The organism is Rhizobium sp. CBN3 (assembly GCF_030518245.1).
Lineage (GTDB): Bacteria > Pseudomonadota > Alphaproteobacteria > Rhizobiales > Rhizobiaceae > Rhizobium > Rhizobium aethiopicum_A.
The window spans coordinates 15,003-29,923 of record NZ_JAULSE010000018.1; the positions used below are offsets into that span (position 1 = coordinate 15,003).

The 14,921-nt window shown below is 60.2% G+C and carries 12 protein-coding genes and 1 pseudogene; 8 read left to right on the forward strand and 5 right to left on the reverse strand.

Annotated elements, in window-relative coordinates; genetic code table 11:
- The first annotated feature begins 28 nt into the window (after positions 1 to 28).
- The 3 genes from QWJ46_RS23320 to QWJ46_RS23330 all read left to right on the forward strand — a co-directional run bounded on the left by QWJ46_RS23320 (position 29) and on the right by QWJ46_RS23330 (position 3,122).
- Entirely contained in the window at positions 29 to 1,267 is a 1,239-nt protein-coding gene (locus QWJ46_RS23320; RefSeq protein WP_302754213.1) for a sensor histidine kinase, read from the forward strand.
- A gap of 13 nt (positions 1,268 to 1,280) precedes the next feature.
- Positions 1,281 to 2,003 (forward strand): response regulator transcription factor, encoded by a 723-nt coding sequence (locus QWJ46_RS23325; RefSeq protein WP_302754143.1) that lies wholly within the window; start codon positions 1,281 to 1,283, stop codon positions 2,001 to 2,003.
- A gap of 225 nt (positions 2,004 to 2,228) precedes the next feature.
- Positions 2,229 to 3,122, forward strand: coding sequence for a DUF6030 family protein (locus QWJ46_RS23330; protein ID WP_368046099.1), 894 nt, complete (start codon positions 2,229 to 2,231; stop codon positions 3,120 to 3,122).
- 30 nt (positions 3,123 to 3,152) lie between these two features.
- Here QWJ46_RS23330 and QWJ46_RS23335 read toward each other — a convergent pair whose 3' ends face one another.
- On the reverse strand, positions 3,153 to 4,076 hold the full coding sequence (locus QWJ46_RS23335) for a LysR family transcriptional regulator (protein ID WP_302754144.1): 924 nt from the start codon (positions 4,074 to 4,076) through the stop codon (positions 3,153 to 3,155).
- A 128-nt stretch (positions 4,077 to 4,204) separates the two neighbouring features.
- Here QWJ46_RS23335 and QWJ46_RS23340 point away from each other — a divergent pair, with 128 nt between their 5' ends.
- Positions 4,205 to 5,038: an alpha/beta fold hydrolase gene (locus QWJ46_RS23340; protein WP_302754145.1), complete on the forward strand. Its 834-nt coding sequence runs from the start codon at positions 4,205 to 4,207 to the stop codon at positions 5,036 to 5,038.
- Positions 5,039 to 5,046: 8 nt separating this feature from the next.
- Here the strand turns inward: QWJ46_RS23340 and QWJ46_RS23345 are convergent, their stop codons facing one another.
- Complete coding sequence (locus tag QWJ46_RS23345) at positions 5,047 to 5,676, reverse strand: TetR/AcrR family transcriptional regulator (RefSeq protein WP_302754146.1); 630 nt, start codon at positions 5,674 to 5,676, stop codon at positions 5,047 to 5,049.
- A 170-nt stretch (positions 5,677 to 5,846) separates the two neighbouring features.
- On the opposite strand from QWJ46_RS23345, the gene QWJ46_RS23350 reads away from it, so the two are divergent.
- Together QWJ46_RS23350 and QWJ46_RS23355 are read left to right on the forward strand one after the other, a co-directional pair.
- Positions 5,847 to 8,312 carry a beta-glucosidase gene (locus QWJ46_RS23350; RefSeq protein ID WP_302754147.1) on the forward strand — a complete coding sequence of 822 codons (2,466 nt, stop codon included), beginning with the start codon at positions 5,847 to 5,849 and terminating at the stop codon, positions 8,310 to 8,312.
- Between the two features lie 236 nt (positions 8,313 to 8,548).
- Positions 8,549 to 9,019 (forward strand): Hsp20 family protein, encoded by a 471-nt coding sequence (locus QWJ46_RS23355; RefSeq protein WP_302754148.1) that lies wholly within the window; start codon positions 8,549 to 8,551, stop codon positions 9,017 to 9,019.
- Between the two features lie 498 nt (positions 9,020 to 9,517).
- Here the strand turns inward: QWJ46_RS23355 and QWJ46_RS23360 are convergent, their stop codons facing one another.
- Positions 9,518 to 10,768: an ATP-binding protein gene (locus tag QWJ46_RS23360; protein WP_302754149.1), complete on the reverse strand. Its 1,251-nt coding sequence runs from the start codon at positions 10,766 to 10,768 to the stop codon at positions 9,518 to 9,520.
- Positions 10,769 to 10,899: 131 nt separating this feature from the next.
- Between QWJ46_RS23360 and QWJ46_RS23365 the strand changes: the two are divergent.
- Positions 10,900 to 11,093, forward strand: a pseudogene (locus QWJ46_RS23365) (hypothetical protein); the annotation flags it as partial.
- Between the two features lie 46 nt (positions 11,094 to 11,139).
- Here the strand turns inward: QWJ46_RS23365 and QWJ46_RS23370 are convergent.
- Complete coding sequence (locus QWJ46_RS23370; RefSeq protein ID WP_302754150.1) at positions 11,140 to 11,676, reverse strand: OmpA family protein; 537 nt, start codon at positions 11,674 to 11,676, stop codon at positions 11,140 to 11,142.
- Between the two features lie 14 nt (positions 11,677 to 11,690).
- Positions 11,691 to 12,365 carry a L,D-transpeptidase gene (locus QWJ46_RS23375; protein WP_184459186.1) on the reverse strand — a complete coding sequence of 225 codons (675 nt, stop codon included), beginning with the start codon at positions 12,363 to 12,365 and terminating at the stop codon, positions 11,691 to 11,693.
- Positions 12,366 to 12,749: 384 nt separating this feature from the next.
- Here QWJ46_RS23375 and QWJ46_RS23380 point away from each other — a divergent pair, with 384 nt between their 5' ends.
- Positions 12,750 to 14,921: a TonB-dependent siderophore receptor gene (locus QWJ46_RS23380; protein ID WP_302754151.1), complete on the forward strand. Its 2,172-nt coding sequence runs from the start codon at positions 12,750 to 12,752 to the stop codon at positions 14,919 to 14,921.

Here is a 14,921-nt window from a genome sequence, read left to right on the forward strand (position 1 = left end):
GCCTGTCGTGACGGGGGAGGAACTGACAATGCTGCATCTCGCACCGGCAGCCCTGTTCGACCACTATCTCGGCATTTCCCGGCTGCTCGCGGGCCAGCTCGACTTCCGCTCGGCGATCCGATCGGTCGCTGCCGAGGTCGCCCACATCATCCCCCACGACCATCTCGACGTCTGCGTGCTGCTCGAAGGCGGCAACTATCACACGGCCTATGAGACGGGCATCGAGACCGCCTGGGGCGAAATTGCCGGCGCGCCCGTCGTCAACAGCCCCATCCGCTCGCTCCTGCGGGGTGAGGTCGATTTTCTGCTCTCGGACGACGCCATGAAAGATCCGCGCTTCCACTTCGAGGGGGCGTTCAAGCGGCCGATCGTCGAACAATCGCTGAGGAGCCGGCTGCATGTGCCGATGAAGGTGCAGGGCACGATTATAGCAGCACTTTCCTGTTCGTCTCACACGGCGGGCGCCTATACGATGGAAGACGTCGAACGCGCCCGCATCATCGCCGATCTGCTGACGCCCTACTTCTTTGCGCTGCAGGCGGCCGAGCAGGCGCAACGCTCGGCGATCGTGGAGGCGGAGGCACGCGCCCGCGAGGAGGGGCTGCGTCAGGGCGCGCTGAAGCTGACCGAAGCTCTGGAGCAGGAACGCCAGCGAATCGGCATGGACCTTCACGACCAGACGCTTGCCGACCTGACGCGGCTTGCCCGGCGAATCGACCGGCTGTCGCGCAACGGCGAGGTGACGCCCGAGGCGCTCGAGCCTGTTTCGCGGTCCCTGCAGCATTGCATGCAGGATCTGCGGCAGATCATCGAGCAGGCAAAACCCTCCGTGCTCCAGCTCTTCGGCCTCGCCCAGGCGATCGAGCATCACCTCGACCGATCGACCCGCGACACCGGATCGGGCATCGAATGGGGCCTTGTCGACGAGACGAACGGCGCGCTGGAAAGGCTGGAACCGACCGTCAGCGTCGCCTTGTTCCGCATCGCGCAGGAGGCGATCAACAATGCCGTGCGCCATGCCGCGCCGTTGGCGATCATGGTGCGGCTCGAAGCCGACGACGAACAGCTTTCGATCGAAATCTCCGACGACGGGACCGGCCTTGCCAAGACGCGGGGACGGATCGGCGGCGGCATCGACAATATGAAGACCCGCGCGCGGCTGATCTCGGCGCGCTTCACGACGGGCCCCGGCCATAATAACCGCGGGACCGCGGTGCGCGTCGTGCTGCCGCTGGCACCGAACGGCCCGGCGGGCGAGCCAGACTGAGGAGAAAGACACGATGAAGGTTCTGATCGTCGAGGACGACCCGCTGCACCGGTCCTATCTACACGAGGCTGTTAACGCCGCCCTGCCGGAATGCGACACGGTGATCGAGGCGGAGAACGGAACCGCCGGCGAGAAACTCGCCCGCGACCACAAGTCGGCGCATATCGTCATGGACCTGCAGATGGCGAACCGCAACGGCATCGAGGCGGCGCGGACGATCTGGAAGGAGCGGCCGGAGACCCGCATCCTGTTCTGGTCGAATTATTCGGACGAGGCTTACGTGCGCGGCGTCTCGCGCATCGTGCCGGATGGCGCCGCCTATGGCTATGTGCTGAAATCCGCCTCTGACGAGCGGTTGAAGCTTGCGTTGCGCTCGATCTTCATCGAGAGCCAGTGTGTCATCGACCGCGAGGTGCGTGGTCTGCAGCAGAAGAGCCTCGGCCAGACCAACGGCTTCACCGATTCCGAATACGAGATCCTCGTCGACATAGCCCTCGGTCTAACCGACCGGGCCATCGCCAAACGCCGGAGCCTGTCGCTGCGCAGCGTGCAGAACCGCCTGCAGCAGCTCTACGACAAGCTCGACGTCTATCAGACGGCTGGCGACGACCACGATGACGGCCGCTTTAATCTCCGCGCCCGCGCCGTCACGATTGCTTTCCTGCGTAAACTTCTGAATTACAGCGCTCTGGAACGCGCTGAGGCGGAGCTGCAGGAATGGCTTGATGGAAAGTAATTTCCCGAAGAGATCGGCGACATAGGCGAGCTTTTCTTTTGAGGCGCAGCCGTTTCAAGGCTCCTGCTTGACGCTGAATACACTCGACATCAAAATCGCGGTATCGAAGGTGAGCCGGCTGTAGCGCTTTCACATCGTTGCTTGCCTCAAAGGATTGGCACGGGATTGACCAGGCGCCGACCCACACCGCTGGTCGCAAGCTCGCGAGGCAACGCAGTGAATAAATTGTTCTCAGCAGCCGGTTCTTCTAGCGACAGCCCATACCAGGGCTGGAAGTTCCCGTTGCTGAGCAACCGCCGCTCGTTACGTGGGCCAGCGCTATCGGTACTCGCCCTGCTTGTTGCAACTATCGCAGTTTCTTACCTTGACATCCGCCGAGCCGAAGCTCCGACCGAAGATTTTGAAAAGCGAGCGCCCAACAAGGCTGCCCCTTCCTCACGCCTAATCGTCCGCCCTGATCCGGCTGCGTCGTCTCCTCGTCCGACGATATCGATATCGCGGCATCTGATCGAGCTGCCGAAGCTCGACTTGGCAAGTCAGTTTCTGCGGACGTGGCTGGTCTCAGGCGCCAATATATGCGGCGCGCTTCGGGAGGCGGGCATCGAGGTCAGTGAATGGAAAGCCGCATCGATGCGCAATCGCGATTATGAATGTTATTTTCAGCGCATCTATGAACGGGACGAGGCGCGGCCGCTCAGCTCGACCTTCCTCAGGGTTCGTGGAGATGAGACGGGTAATATTGTTGAGATCCGTGCCAAGATCGTCGGACCGAAGATTGATCCTGAGGGACTTCTTGCCCCTGAAGTGCTGCGCATTTTCGAGATCATTGTGAAGCAGGCGTGCTGGCGAGATTTTGAAGATGCGCTTGCGTCGATCCGAAACCTTCGCCATGTCGAAACCGAACGATTCGGCTCTTACCTCAGCTTCACGCGCGAAGCCGGCCGCGAAAACAGCTATAATTTCGCTCTTGGCCTCAAGGCGGCTCCAGGTTCGCAGGCAAAAACCAGGGCGTATTTTTCGGCAGACCGCTGGCTGGAGACGGCAGATTCACGCATCCCGCAAACGTCATCATCATCGACCGCATCGGCAGGTCCAAGATCAAGCTGGAACTGTGGCTGAGCATCAAAGCCTCCAGCGTGATGAGCAAGATCAGCGCGCCAGGCTGGCCGCCGGCCGAAAAGCGTCGGGTCGGGCGGCACAGTTTTCGACGACGAAATCCACGAAAGCGCGGACCTTCCGCGAAAGCTGGCGGTTCGACGGCCAGACGAGCGAGAGTGAGCCGAAGGGCACCATGAAGGAGGTGAGGGCGGGGGTGAGCGTCCCCGCCCGAAGGGCTGACTGCGCGACATAGACGGGCACATGCGCGAGGCCCAAACCATCCTGTGCTGCCCGCAGCCCTGCATCCGTGTTGTTGAATGTCAGGCTTTTCGGCAGAAGCAGCCGCTCGTACGGCGTGCTGAATGCCCAGGGCGCGACGCGGCCGCTGGACGGGTATTTGAAGTGAATGCAGGCATGCCTGAAAAGATCGCCCGGCGTCTCAGGCCGTCCATGGCGCTCGAAATAATCGGGGCTGCCGCACACGACGAAGTGCTGATCGCCGAGAGGGCGGGCGATCAGCCGCGCATCGGCAAGCTCGCCGCTGCGCACCACGACATCAAGACCCTCCGTAATCAGGTCTACGACCCTGTCTTCGAAATCCACATCCAGCTCGATCTCCGGGAAGCGCTCGGCAAAGGCCGTCAGCATCGGCATCAGCAGATGATGCCCGACGATATGCGGGACGCTGACGCGCAGGCGCCCCCTCGGGCTTTCCCGGCTTTTCGACAGGGTTGCCTCCGCGTCCTGCATATCGTCGATGATGCGCTTGTAGCGCTCGTAAAGGACAGACCCTTCCTCGGTCAGGCTGGTGCTGCGGGTCGTCCGGTTGAAGAGCCGCACGCCGAGCCGGCTTTCCAGACGCGCCACCGCCTTTCCAATCGCGGACGGCGAGACGCCGGCAATGCGCGCGGCTGCGACATAACTCTGCTGTTCGGCCGCATGAACGAAGGCGAAGACGCTCGCGAAACTATCCATAGCAAAATCCGATTGGAGACATTTTGTCCTTTATGTAAGTCCACGCGCGGGAATTGATCAACATTGCGTAACAAATATCCTTTGTCTCGATAGCCGGAAGGATGGGTCGGGATGAAGGAGTGGATGGCATGCGGGACTATGCAAGAGAATTGCCGGAGCACATGGGCAGATATGTCGGAGAGAACGACCTGTTTCTGGAAATCTTTCCTGGGAACTGTCGCCCGGATGAGACCGGGCGACCGCCCCTGCTCTTTGTCCATGGCGCCTTCACCGGCAGCTGGATGTGGAGCAAATATATTCCGCACTTCATGGCGGCGGGATGGGACTCCTACTGCATCAATCTGCGCGGCCACTACAAAAGCAGATCGGTGGATTTTACGACGGTCGAATTCGAGCACTATCTGGACGACATTCGTGAGGCTATTTCCGCAATCGCTGGGGAATGTGCCGCCGCTCCTATTGTGATCGGATTCAGCATGGGCGGAATCCTCAGCCAGAAGCTAGCCGAAAACGTCGGGATTGCGGGGCTGGTGCTGATCGATTCCAGCATCTCCAGGCAGGTGCATGACGAGGTGCCATATCAGGATCTTGCGCCCGAGATACCCGGCCTCGTCGTTCCCGCGCCGGTGCGCGACGAGCAATCCAGCGCCGATGAAACACCCGAGGATATCGCCTTTCAGCGGAAGTACCTCTCCATGGAATCCGGCAGAGCCTTCGGCGCCTTTTCCTTTCATTTCGGTGCAGAGGGGATTTCCATCGACGGCGGCAAGATCGCCTGCCCCAGCCTTGTCATCTCGGCCGTCAGTGATGAAACCGGCGACCGGCGAGGCCGAGCAACGGCCCGGCATATCGGCGGCGAGTATCTCGGTCTCTGGGGCACAACGCATACGGGCTTGCTGGTCGGGCAACGATACCACGAAGCTGTCAGCCGCATCATGATCTGGCTGACGCGCTTCGATTAAGAGCGAGTTCAGTCCTCCAGGCCGAGGCTTGCCAGCAACCGACCGACATAGGCTTCCAGACCGCCAACCATATCGAAGCGATCGGGATCGCGCAGCCAGAGCATCTGCAGGCCGTCCATCACGGCGATCAGCTCGGCCGCCATGGCCTTGCTGTCGATCCCTTTGTCGATCGCGCAATCGGCGATCGCCCGCTCGAAGGTGGCAGCGATATCCTTCTGCATCTCCGTGGCGCGATCCAGAAACCACGCCTTGGCGGGGTGGTCCTTCATCAGGCTTTCGGCATTTAAGATTGCGAAGGCCCTGACAACCTCGATCATTCCGGCGTTGCGGCGGAAGATTTCGACCATGCCTTTCAGCAGGCCGCTAAGATCGGAGCGATAGTGTCCGACGAAATCGGCGCTATCGAGATCGCGCTTGGCGAGGATCGCGAGCAGCAAATCGACCTTGGTCGGAAAATGGTGCAACAGGCCGGGCAGCGACAGGCCGACATCCTGAGCGATATCGCCGATTGCGGCATTCTGATAGCCGTCTTCGGCAAAGCGCCGCATCGCCGCCGCCAGGATCTCTGCGCGGCGCTCTTCTCCCTTGCGCGAACGGCGCCGTCGCTTCTCGTCCTGTTCCACCTTCTGCTCTGCCATCGTTTCTCCCATCGGCCTCTTTTAAATACAATGCGCCGATCCGCAATGCTCCGGCCGATATCTCCTCTGCTTCCTTCTTACATCAGGTCCGTCAGCTTGACATCTTAAAAATACCGAGTAATCGGTAGGTTTAACAGGTGCGATGCTCGCGGTCTTTTTGGGAGGTTTGCATGATCGATTCCATTCTCGACAGGATGACGCTCGAAGAGCAGGTCTCCCTGCTGTCAGGCGCCGATTTCTGGACGACCGTGCCCGTCGAGCGACTTGGCGTGCCGAAGATCAAGGTGACGGATGGGCCGAATGGCGCGCGCGGCGCGGGCTCGCTGGTCGCCGGTGTCAAGGCGACCTGCTTTCCCGTCGCTATCGCGCTCGGCGCCAGCTGGAATCCCGATCTCGTCAGGCAGATGGGGGTTGCTCTTGCGCGCCAGGCCAAGAGCAAGGGAGCGGCCGTGCTGCTCGCGCCGACGGTCAATATCCACCGCTCCGGCCTCAACGGCCGCAATTTCGAATGTTATTCCGAAGATCCGATGCTGACATCGGAACTCGCCGTCGCCTATATCGAGGGCGTTCAGGGCGAGGGGATCGCGGCCACCATAAAACACTTCGCCGGCAATGAATCCGAGATCGAGCGGCAGACCATGTCGTCCGATATTGACGAGCGGACGCTGCGCGAAATCTATCTCCCGCCCTTCGAGCAGGCGGTGCGCCGCGCCGGCGTCATGGCCGTCATGTCCTCCTATAACCGGCTCAACGGCACCTATACGAGCGAACATCACTGGCTGCTGACCAAGGTCCTGCGCGAGGAATGGGGCTTCGACGGCATCGTCATGTCTGACTGGTTCGGTTCGCATTCGACGGCCGAGACGATCAATGCCGGCCTCGATCTCGAAATGCCAGGCCCGGCGCGCGATCGCGGCGAGAAATTGCTTGCGGCCGTGCGCGAGGGCAAGGTGGAAGCAGCGACCGTGCGGGCGGCGGCACGGCGCATGTTGCTGCTGCTCGAGCGGGTCGGGGCATTTAAGAGCAAACCCGATCTTACGGAGCGGGCGGTTGACTTGCCGGAAGACCGGGCGTTGATCCGCCGTCTCGGCGCCGAAGGCGCGGTGCTCCTCAAGAATGACGGCATCCTGCCACTCGCCAAGACCTCGCTCGACCGGATCGCCGTCATCGGACCGAATGCGGCGAGCGCCCGCGTCATGGGCGGAGGCAGCGCGCAGATCGCCGCGCATTACACGGTGAGCCCGCTCGAAGGCATTCGCGCCGCCCTTTCCAATGCCAACAGCATCAGCCACGCCGTCGGCTGCCGCCACAACCGGTTGATCGACGTGTTCAAGGGGAAGATCACCGTCGAATATTTCAAGGGACGCGGCTGCAAGGGCGATCCGCTTCATGTCGAGACCGTCGACAAGGGCGAATTCTTCTGGTTCGAGCTGCCGTCGGGCGAACTCGATCCCGCCGATTTTTCGGCCCGGATGGTGATGCAGTATGCGCCGGAGGAGAGCGGCGAACATGTCTTCGGCATGACCAATGCCGGGCTGGCGCGGCTCTTCGTCGATGGTGAGCTCACGGTCGATGGCCATGACGGCTGGACGCGCGGCGAGAATTATTTCGGCACAGCCAATGACGAACAGCGCGGCACCGTGACGCTCGAAGCGGGCCGGTCTTACGAAATCACCGTCGAATACGAGCCGTCCAAGGCGAGCGAGGAGGGCATCAACCTCATCGCCGTCCGCTTCGGCGTCGAAAAGCCGCTCGGCGCGGCCGATATCGAAGTCGCCGTCGAAACGGCCCGCAATGCCGATGTCGCGCTGCTCTTCGTCGGTCGCGACGGCGAGTGGGACACGGAAGGGCTGGATCTGCCCGACATGCGGCTGCCGGGGCGGCAGGAGGAGCTGATCGAGAAGGTTGCCGCCGCCAACGCCAACACCGTCGTCGTGCTGCAGACCGGCGGTCCCATTGAGATGCCCTGGCTCGGCAAGGTCCGCGCCGTGCTGCAGATGTGGTATCCCGGACAGGAACTCGGCAATGCCGTCGCCGACGTGTTGTTCGGCGAAGCCGAGCCGGGCGGCCGCCTGCCGCAGACCTTCCCGAAGGCGCTTGCCGACAATTCCGCCATCACAGGCGATCCTGCCGTTTATCCCGGCAAGAATGGGCATGTGCACTATGCCGAAGGCGTCTTCGTCGGCTACCGCCATCACGATATTAGCGCCGTCGAACCGCTCTTCCCCTTCGGCTTCGGCCTTAGCTATAGCCGCTTCCGTTGGGGCGAACCGCGACTCTCCGCAGGAGAAATGGATCCTGAAGGCATAACCGTCAGCATTGACGTCACCAATACAGGCGACCGGCCAGGCTCGGAACTGGTCCAGCTCTATGTACGCTCGCCGTTAGCCAAAGTGGAACGGCCGGACAAGGAACTGCGCGCCTTCACAAAGCTCTCGCTGCAACCCGGCGAAACAGGCACAGCCGTTATGAAGGTTCTGCCGCGCGATCTGGCCTATTTCGATATCGAGGCCGGCGCCTTCCGCGCCGAACCGGGTGGTTATCAGCTGGTCCTGGCAGCGAATGCCGCGGACACAAGATCCGTGATCGACCTGCCGTCGCCAGCCGGCTACGTGCTGCCGCCGTCGAGCGCATGATCCCGATGTCGAACGGCCAGGCACCTATCGATTTAGTTGAATGAAAACAGTGCTCAGGAGGCGTTCGGGCCTGCCGGATAAAGCAGGCTGAAAATTTTTAGATTCTCCTCTTGAATCGAAAATCGTGCGAAACCAGATCACCGTAGTCGGCAGCGCAAAAGCGGGCCGATGATCAGAGCGGAGACGCAGGTTTCCGACGCGTCTCCAACCCATGTTGCTTTACGGAGGATATGGCTATGAGAAACGAACTTGACTTCGCCCCCCTTTATCGGTCCAGCATCGGCTTCGACCGTGTCTTCAATCTCCTGAACAATGCGCAGCGCCTGCAGGCGATTGATGCCTGGCCGCCCTATGACATCGTCAAGACGGGCGAAGACGATTATCGCATCGAGATGGCAGTGGCAGGCTTCGCCGAAGGCGATCTTGACATCACGCAGGAGCGGAATCTCCTTCTGGTGAAGGGGCAAAAGACCGAAGCGAAGGACGGCGAATATCTGCATCGCGGCATCGCCGGGCGCGCATTTGAACGCCGCTTCGAACTCGCCGATCACGTCAGGGTCGAGAATGCCTCGCTGACGAATGGTATTCTCTCGATTGCGCTGAAGCGTGAAGTGCCCGAAGCCATGAAACCGCGCAAGATCGCCATCGGGGACGGCTCCTTTCAGCAGGCGCCTCTTCAGATCGAATCCGAGCGTCAGGTGGCTTAAGGAGAGCTTCTCGATGACGTCCCAGATAAAACCATTTATCGTGCAGATCAGGAAACGTCGCAGAAGCAGCGCGAAATACGCGGCGAAGCCTCTATTTTCAAAGTCGTCAGGCAAGCTCCGCGACGAAGCCGCGGTTTCTGAGGCGCGATCCTGAACAGGGCTTCCATGTCAACCGGGGCCGGCGCCATGTGGCCGGCCCTTGTGTACGAATGATGCGGACCGAGTTTGCTCTTCCTCGAACTCTCACCCGCGACGAGATCGTTGCGTTTCGCGCCCGCTCTATCCATCAGCATTCGCCACTCACGGTCCGTCTCCGCAGTGACTTGTGAAGACCTTCGGAAGCCCCGTGCTTCGACCGAGATTGCCCGACATGCATCGGACACCCAGCGACTACAATTTCGTGTTCCTCGCAAAGGCCAGGAATCATGGCTCCGAAGTGCCGTTACATACTACAGTTGATGAACTGCCCCTGATCCCCCGGCGCTGTTCGATCGCAGCTCACATTGTCCATAGAAGTGATAGCGGGGCGGCTTGTAGCTTTTCTCCGAATGGGGTCACTCGGTCGTGGTCGTGTAAGACGAGCCCTCGCACGAAACGATCGCCGACCGCGTCTTGTAACTGGCGCAACCCGCGAAAATCGTCAGACTTCACCGTTGCCGACGCCTTTACTTCTATCCCAACAACCCGGCCGCGCCGATCCTCTATGATGACATCGATTTCATCTTGGTCTCTCGTCCGGTAGTGGGAGAAGGACACGCGCCGGTCTGACCATGACGCCAGCTTCAGCAGTTCTGAAACCACGAAGCTTTCAAGCAGAGCGCCAAAGCGACCTTTGTTGTCGCGTAACGTATCCGCTTCATCCTCTCGCAAAGTGGCAAGCAGGCCCGTGTCCAGAAAGTGAAGCTTTGGTGTCTTGATGAGCCGGCTCAAGCGGTTGTTGGACCACGGAACAAGTGTCCTGATCAGAAAGAGGCGCTCAAGGATAGCAACATATTTCTGTGCGGTGATGCTCGACAATCCGAGCGCTGCACCGAAACTGCTGTGATTGACCAATTGTCCGGCGTGCTCCGCCAGGACCTCGAGCAGCCGCGGAAGCCGGTCCAACTGATCGATGTTGGCGATATCACGCACGTCGCGATCGAGGATCAATTTCACATAATCTTCCAGCCAAGCAGTCCGTCGGCCGGCCGTCGGCCGACGCAAGGCTTCGGGATAGCCGCCCCGTAGCACCGTCAACAACAGATCGTCACCAATGACGGTGTCCTCCCCGGCGGAAGGCTCCTCGCCGGCGAACAGCCTATCCAGCAGACGACCCGGGGTGGATCGGATTTCAGATTGGGCAAATGGCAATAATGGGACGACGGCCATTCGGCCGGCGAGCGAATCTGCAATCGCCGGAACGGTGGCCAGATTGGCTGAACCCGTGAGCAAGAAACGCCCGGGCTCGTCATCGCGATCGACGCTTTCCTTGATCGCAAGTATCAGTTCGGGCGCCCGTTGCACCTCGTCGATAACGGCCCGTTTGATGCCTCGGATAAAGCCGATCGGATCAGTCCTTGCTGCATTCAGCGTACCGACATCGTCGAGGGTGATAAACGGGCGATCGGAGCCAGAGACCTGTCGCGCAAGGGTCGTCTTTCCGGCTTGTCGCGGACCGGCAATGAGCACGACTCGTGTGTCAGCCAGCGCGGTTTCGACGATCGGTCGGGCTTTGCGTTCAATCAGCTTTTTCGGCGGCGAATCTGTCATCGGCTATCATTAACCGAGTTCTCGGCTAAGTTAAAGTCTATGCCCGACGGCTTTTAATTGCTGTCACGGCTATTTTAAAGCTGAGCCGGTCTCATTCCAATCGCACGACCGTCAAATTACAGGTGTTTCCGGCGCGGATGAAGATCGAGATACGCCGGGTGTTCAATGAGAACTTCCAGGTCTCTGGCATGCGCAAGGTCTGGCGGCAGTTTGGCAAGCCGGACCGCCCATGCGGGTTTCGTCCTCGATGCCTCGGACTACGCGCTTCGTGCGGCCCGTCCATCGCGGCCTCATCCACCATTCCGACGGGCGCGTGCAATACATGTACTAATCAGCCTTTGTTCGGCCCCTCCCGGAAAGTTCATCTGCGATCAGACGGCATCCGGCTGGGTGCGCAGATTGGTGACGACGCGCCGGTTCTGCACCTTGCAGGAGCGCTCTGTGCAGTCGCGGACTTCGCGGTCGTTGCCGTAGCCCTTTGCCCACATGCGCTTGGGGTCTACGCCCTTCGATACCAGATAGGCCATCGCCGCATCGGCGCGTTTCTGCGAGAGCGTCTGCATTTTGGAAGCGGAGCCGGAATCATCGGCAAATCCCTGCAGCTTGAGCAGCCAGGTCGGATTCCTGTTGAGCCAGGCGGCCTGGTTGTCCAAGGTGGCCATGGCGACGGAATCGAGCGCGGCGGAGTCCTGCTTGAAATAGATGCGTCGGCCGACATTGAGAATAAAATCCTCTTCGCTGCCCAGCGCGACGTTCTCGAAACCGGGGGCGGGGTCGTTGGTCTGGCCGGTCATTGGCGCCGCCGTCGGTTCTTCCAGGGAGGCGACCTCGGTGGTGGAGCAGGCGGCGAGCGCCAAGAGCATGGCTGCGCCAGCGAGGCGCTTGATGTATCCGATCATCGCAGACATAGGGGTGATATTCCTCATTCGACCGGAGTTGTTTCGCTAACCTGAGTGGCGCCCTCAGCCTGGTCGGCAATATGCGGCAGAACCTGTACAGCAGTGCCAATGGGGCAGCGCTGATAAAGATCGATGGCGTCTTCATTGAACATGCGGATACAGCCGCTGGAGGCGTCCTTGCCGATGCTCCATGGCTCCAGCGTGCCGTGGAACCGATAGCCGGTATCGACGCCGTCGCGATGCAGATACATGGCGCGGGGGCCAAGCGGGTTCTTCGGTGAGCCACCCGAGACGAATTGCGGCAGTTCGGGATGGCGCTTGCGCATCTCCGGCGGCGGCGTCCAGCGCGGCCAGAGCGATTTAGCGTCGATGGTGGCGCGACCGAACCATTTGAAGCCCTCGCGGCCGACCCCGACGCCATAGCGGATGGCGGTCTTGTTCTCCATGATCACGTAAAGAAAATGGTGCCTGGTATCGACGACAACGGTGCCGATCGGCTCGCTGCTGAAATATTTAACGACCTGGCGATGCCAGCGCTTGTCGATTTTGGCGAAATTGGTGCTGCGAAAGGTCACGCCGTTGTCGACGGCTGTGCCGTCGAAATAAGAAGCTGCCGCGGCGCCTGCCGGTTTGCCGACGGCGCCGGTCCCCCACAACGCCAATCCACCGATCATAATACTCCTGCGGGTCCACACCATCGGCTAAATCCCCCCTGAAAGCCAACAAGCGAAGTGGCAGTAAACCAGATTTTTTATTTGTCTCAATAGGAAACTCCTCTCCCTATCAGGATCGCTAGAGAATCTAGGGTCGCCTGATGCTGTATTGCTTCGGTCGTTACTCCGGGCGGGAGAATGTTATGCCGACTGAGTACGGATCCGGAAATGGACAGGAGGCGCGGCCGGAGCCTGCATCGAAGATGTTTCGTGTGAGCATTTCCAACTCGATGCTGCGTGCAACCTCTTCGCGAATGGCCGTGATAGGCAGATCATCGAATAAAAGGTGACTAAAATAATCATCTTATGTTGACAAGCTCCACTTCGCTCCATAGGTTCCGCCCGCATCCGTGACGTAGGGACCAAGCAATGGCGCGTGTTTTTTTGAATGTTTCTAATAATGTATCGCGAATTTACAGAGATAGCCTTTGTGCGACGACTGCAATCATCCTGATCGGCATTGCAGCATCGCCGGCTGCTGCCCAGAGCGCCTCCGCAGGTGACACCGCGACGACACTGGAGCCAATCGTCATTCAAGGTGCAGCCTCTGATAGCAAGACCGACCGGACGTCGGTCACCGCCAAGAACAGCGCGGGCGCGACCAAGATCTACACGCCGCTTGTCGAGACGCCGCGTTCGATCTCGGTGACGACGGAGAAGGAAATCGAGCAGCGCGGTGCCCAGTCGGTCATCGAGGCGGTGCGTTATACGGCCGGCGTGACCACCGGGCCGAACGGCTTCGATCCGCGTTTCGACCAGATCTACATTCGCGGCTACAATGCCACGACAGTCGGCGATTATCGTGACGGATTGCGCCAGCCCTATATCAATTACGGGATGTTCCGCACCGATCCCTATCAGCTGCAGCGCGTCGAGGTGATCAAGGGGCCGGTATCCGTTCTCTACGGCTCCGGATCGCCAGGCGGCCTCGTCAACAAGATCTCGAAGCTTCCGACCGAAGAGCCGATCCGTGAAGTCGGCATTACCTACGGCACCAAAGACCGGGTGCAGGGGATGTTCGATTTCGGCGGGCCGATCAGCGAAGGCAGGGACGATTTCCTCTATCGTATCGTCGGCGTCGCCCGCCGCGGCGACACCAATTTCGATATTGCCGACGACCGCTATTTCCTGGCGCCGTCGTTTACCTGGAAGCCTGACGAGGGCACGACCTTCACGCTATACGGCCTGGCGCAGTCTGACGAAACCGACGCCAATGTCGGCGCGATCACCACTATGGACGGCAGGATTCTGGATCTGAGGGCGAGCGATCCCGACTATGACCACCAGAAAATCAAGCAGCAGCAGGTCGGCTACCAGTTCGAGCATGAATTCGACAACGGCCTGACCTTCCGGCAGAACCTGCGTTATTCGCATCTCGATCTGGAGGCCCGTTACCTCGGCGTTACCAGCTGGACCGGGACCGTCGCGCATCGCGGCACGAACGCGATCCGCGACGAAATGAACGTCTTTCAGGTCGACAATCAACTCGAGGCGAAGTTCGATACAGGCTCGCTTGCGCATACAATGCTGTTTGGGTTCGACTACACCAATCTCCAGTCGAGCTTTGGCTATGGCTTCGGAGCCGCCGATCCGGCATTCGACTTCGATGTCGCCAATCCGACTTATGGAGTCTCAGGCACCACGCCGGACTATAATTTCTTGGCTTCCGATGCCGACATGCGGCAGCTTGGCATATACGTCATGGACCAGATCGAGGTCGGAAACTGGCGCTTTAACCTCGGCGGCCGACAGACCTGGGTGAACCAGACGCGAGATTCGACCTTGCCCTCGGTTAGCTCGGAGGATGTCGACAAGAACGCCTTCTCGGTACAGGCCGGCGCGCTTTACCTCTTCGACAACGGCATCGCGCCGTTCGTTTCCTACGCGACCTCCTTCGATCCGGTCACCAACCGATCGGCAACCAACACGATTCTTCCGCCGACGAAGGGCGAGCAATACGAGGTCGGCGTTAAGTACCAGCCTCCCGGCTCCGATATCCTGCTCTCGGCCGTCGCCTATCACATCGTCGAGCAGAATAAGCCGAGGCTCGCCGACCCGCTGACCTTCGCCTATGACTCCCAGGGCGAGGTGACCGGAAAGGGTATCGAGCTTGAAGCCCGCGCGGCGATCGCCGACGGTCTCGATATCATTGCTGCCTACACCTACAACGACTCCGAAGTGACCGGGGGCAACAACGTCGGAAACACTCCGGCCATCACCCCGACCCATGTTGCGAGCCTGTGGGCGAACTACACTTTCCAGGAAAGCAATCCGTTCAACGGTCTGTCGGTTGGCGCCGGCGTGCGCTACATCAGTGAGACATGGACGGATGTCGCCAATACCTCGAAGAATCCCGCAACTTTCTATGTCGATGCATCCGCCTCCTATGATTTTGGCGCGGTCGACAAGAAATATGAGGGCCTGACAGCCGCCTTCAACATCCGCAACATCGTCGATGAGCGCGAGACGGTTTGCGAAGAGGGTTTTTGCTATCTCGGCCAAGGCCGCAACATGACCGGCACCCTGAAGTATCGGTGGTAG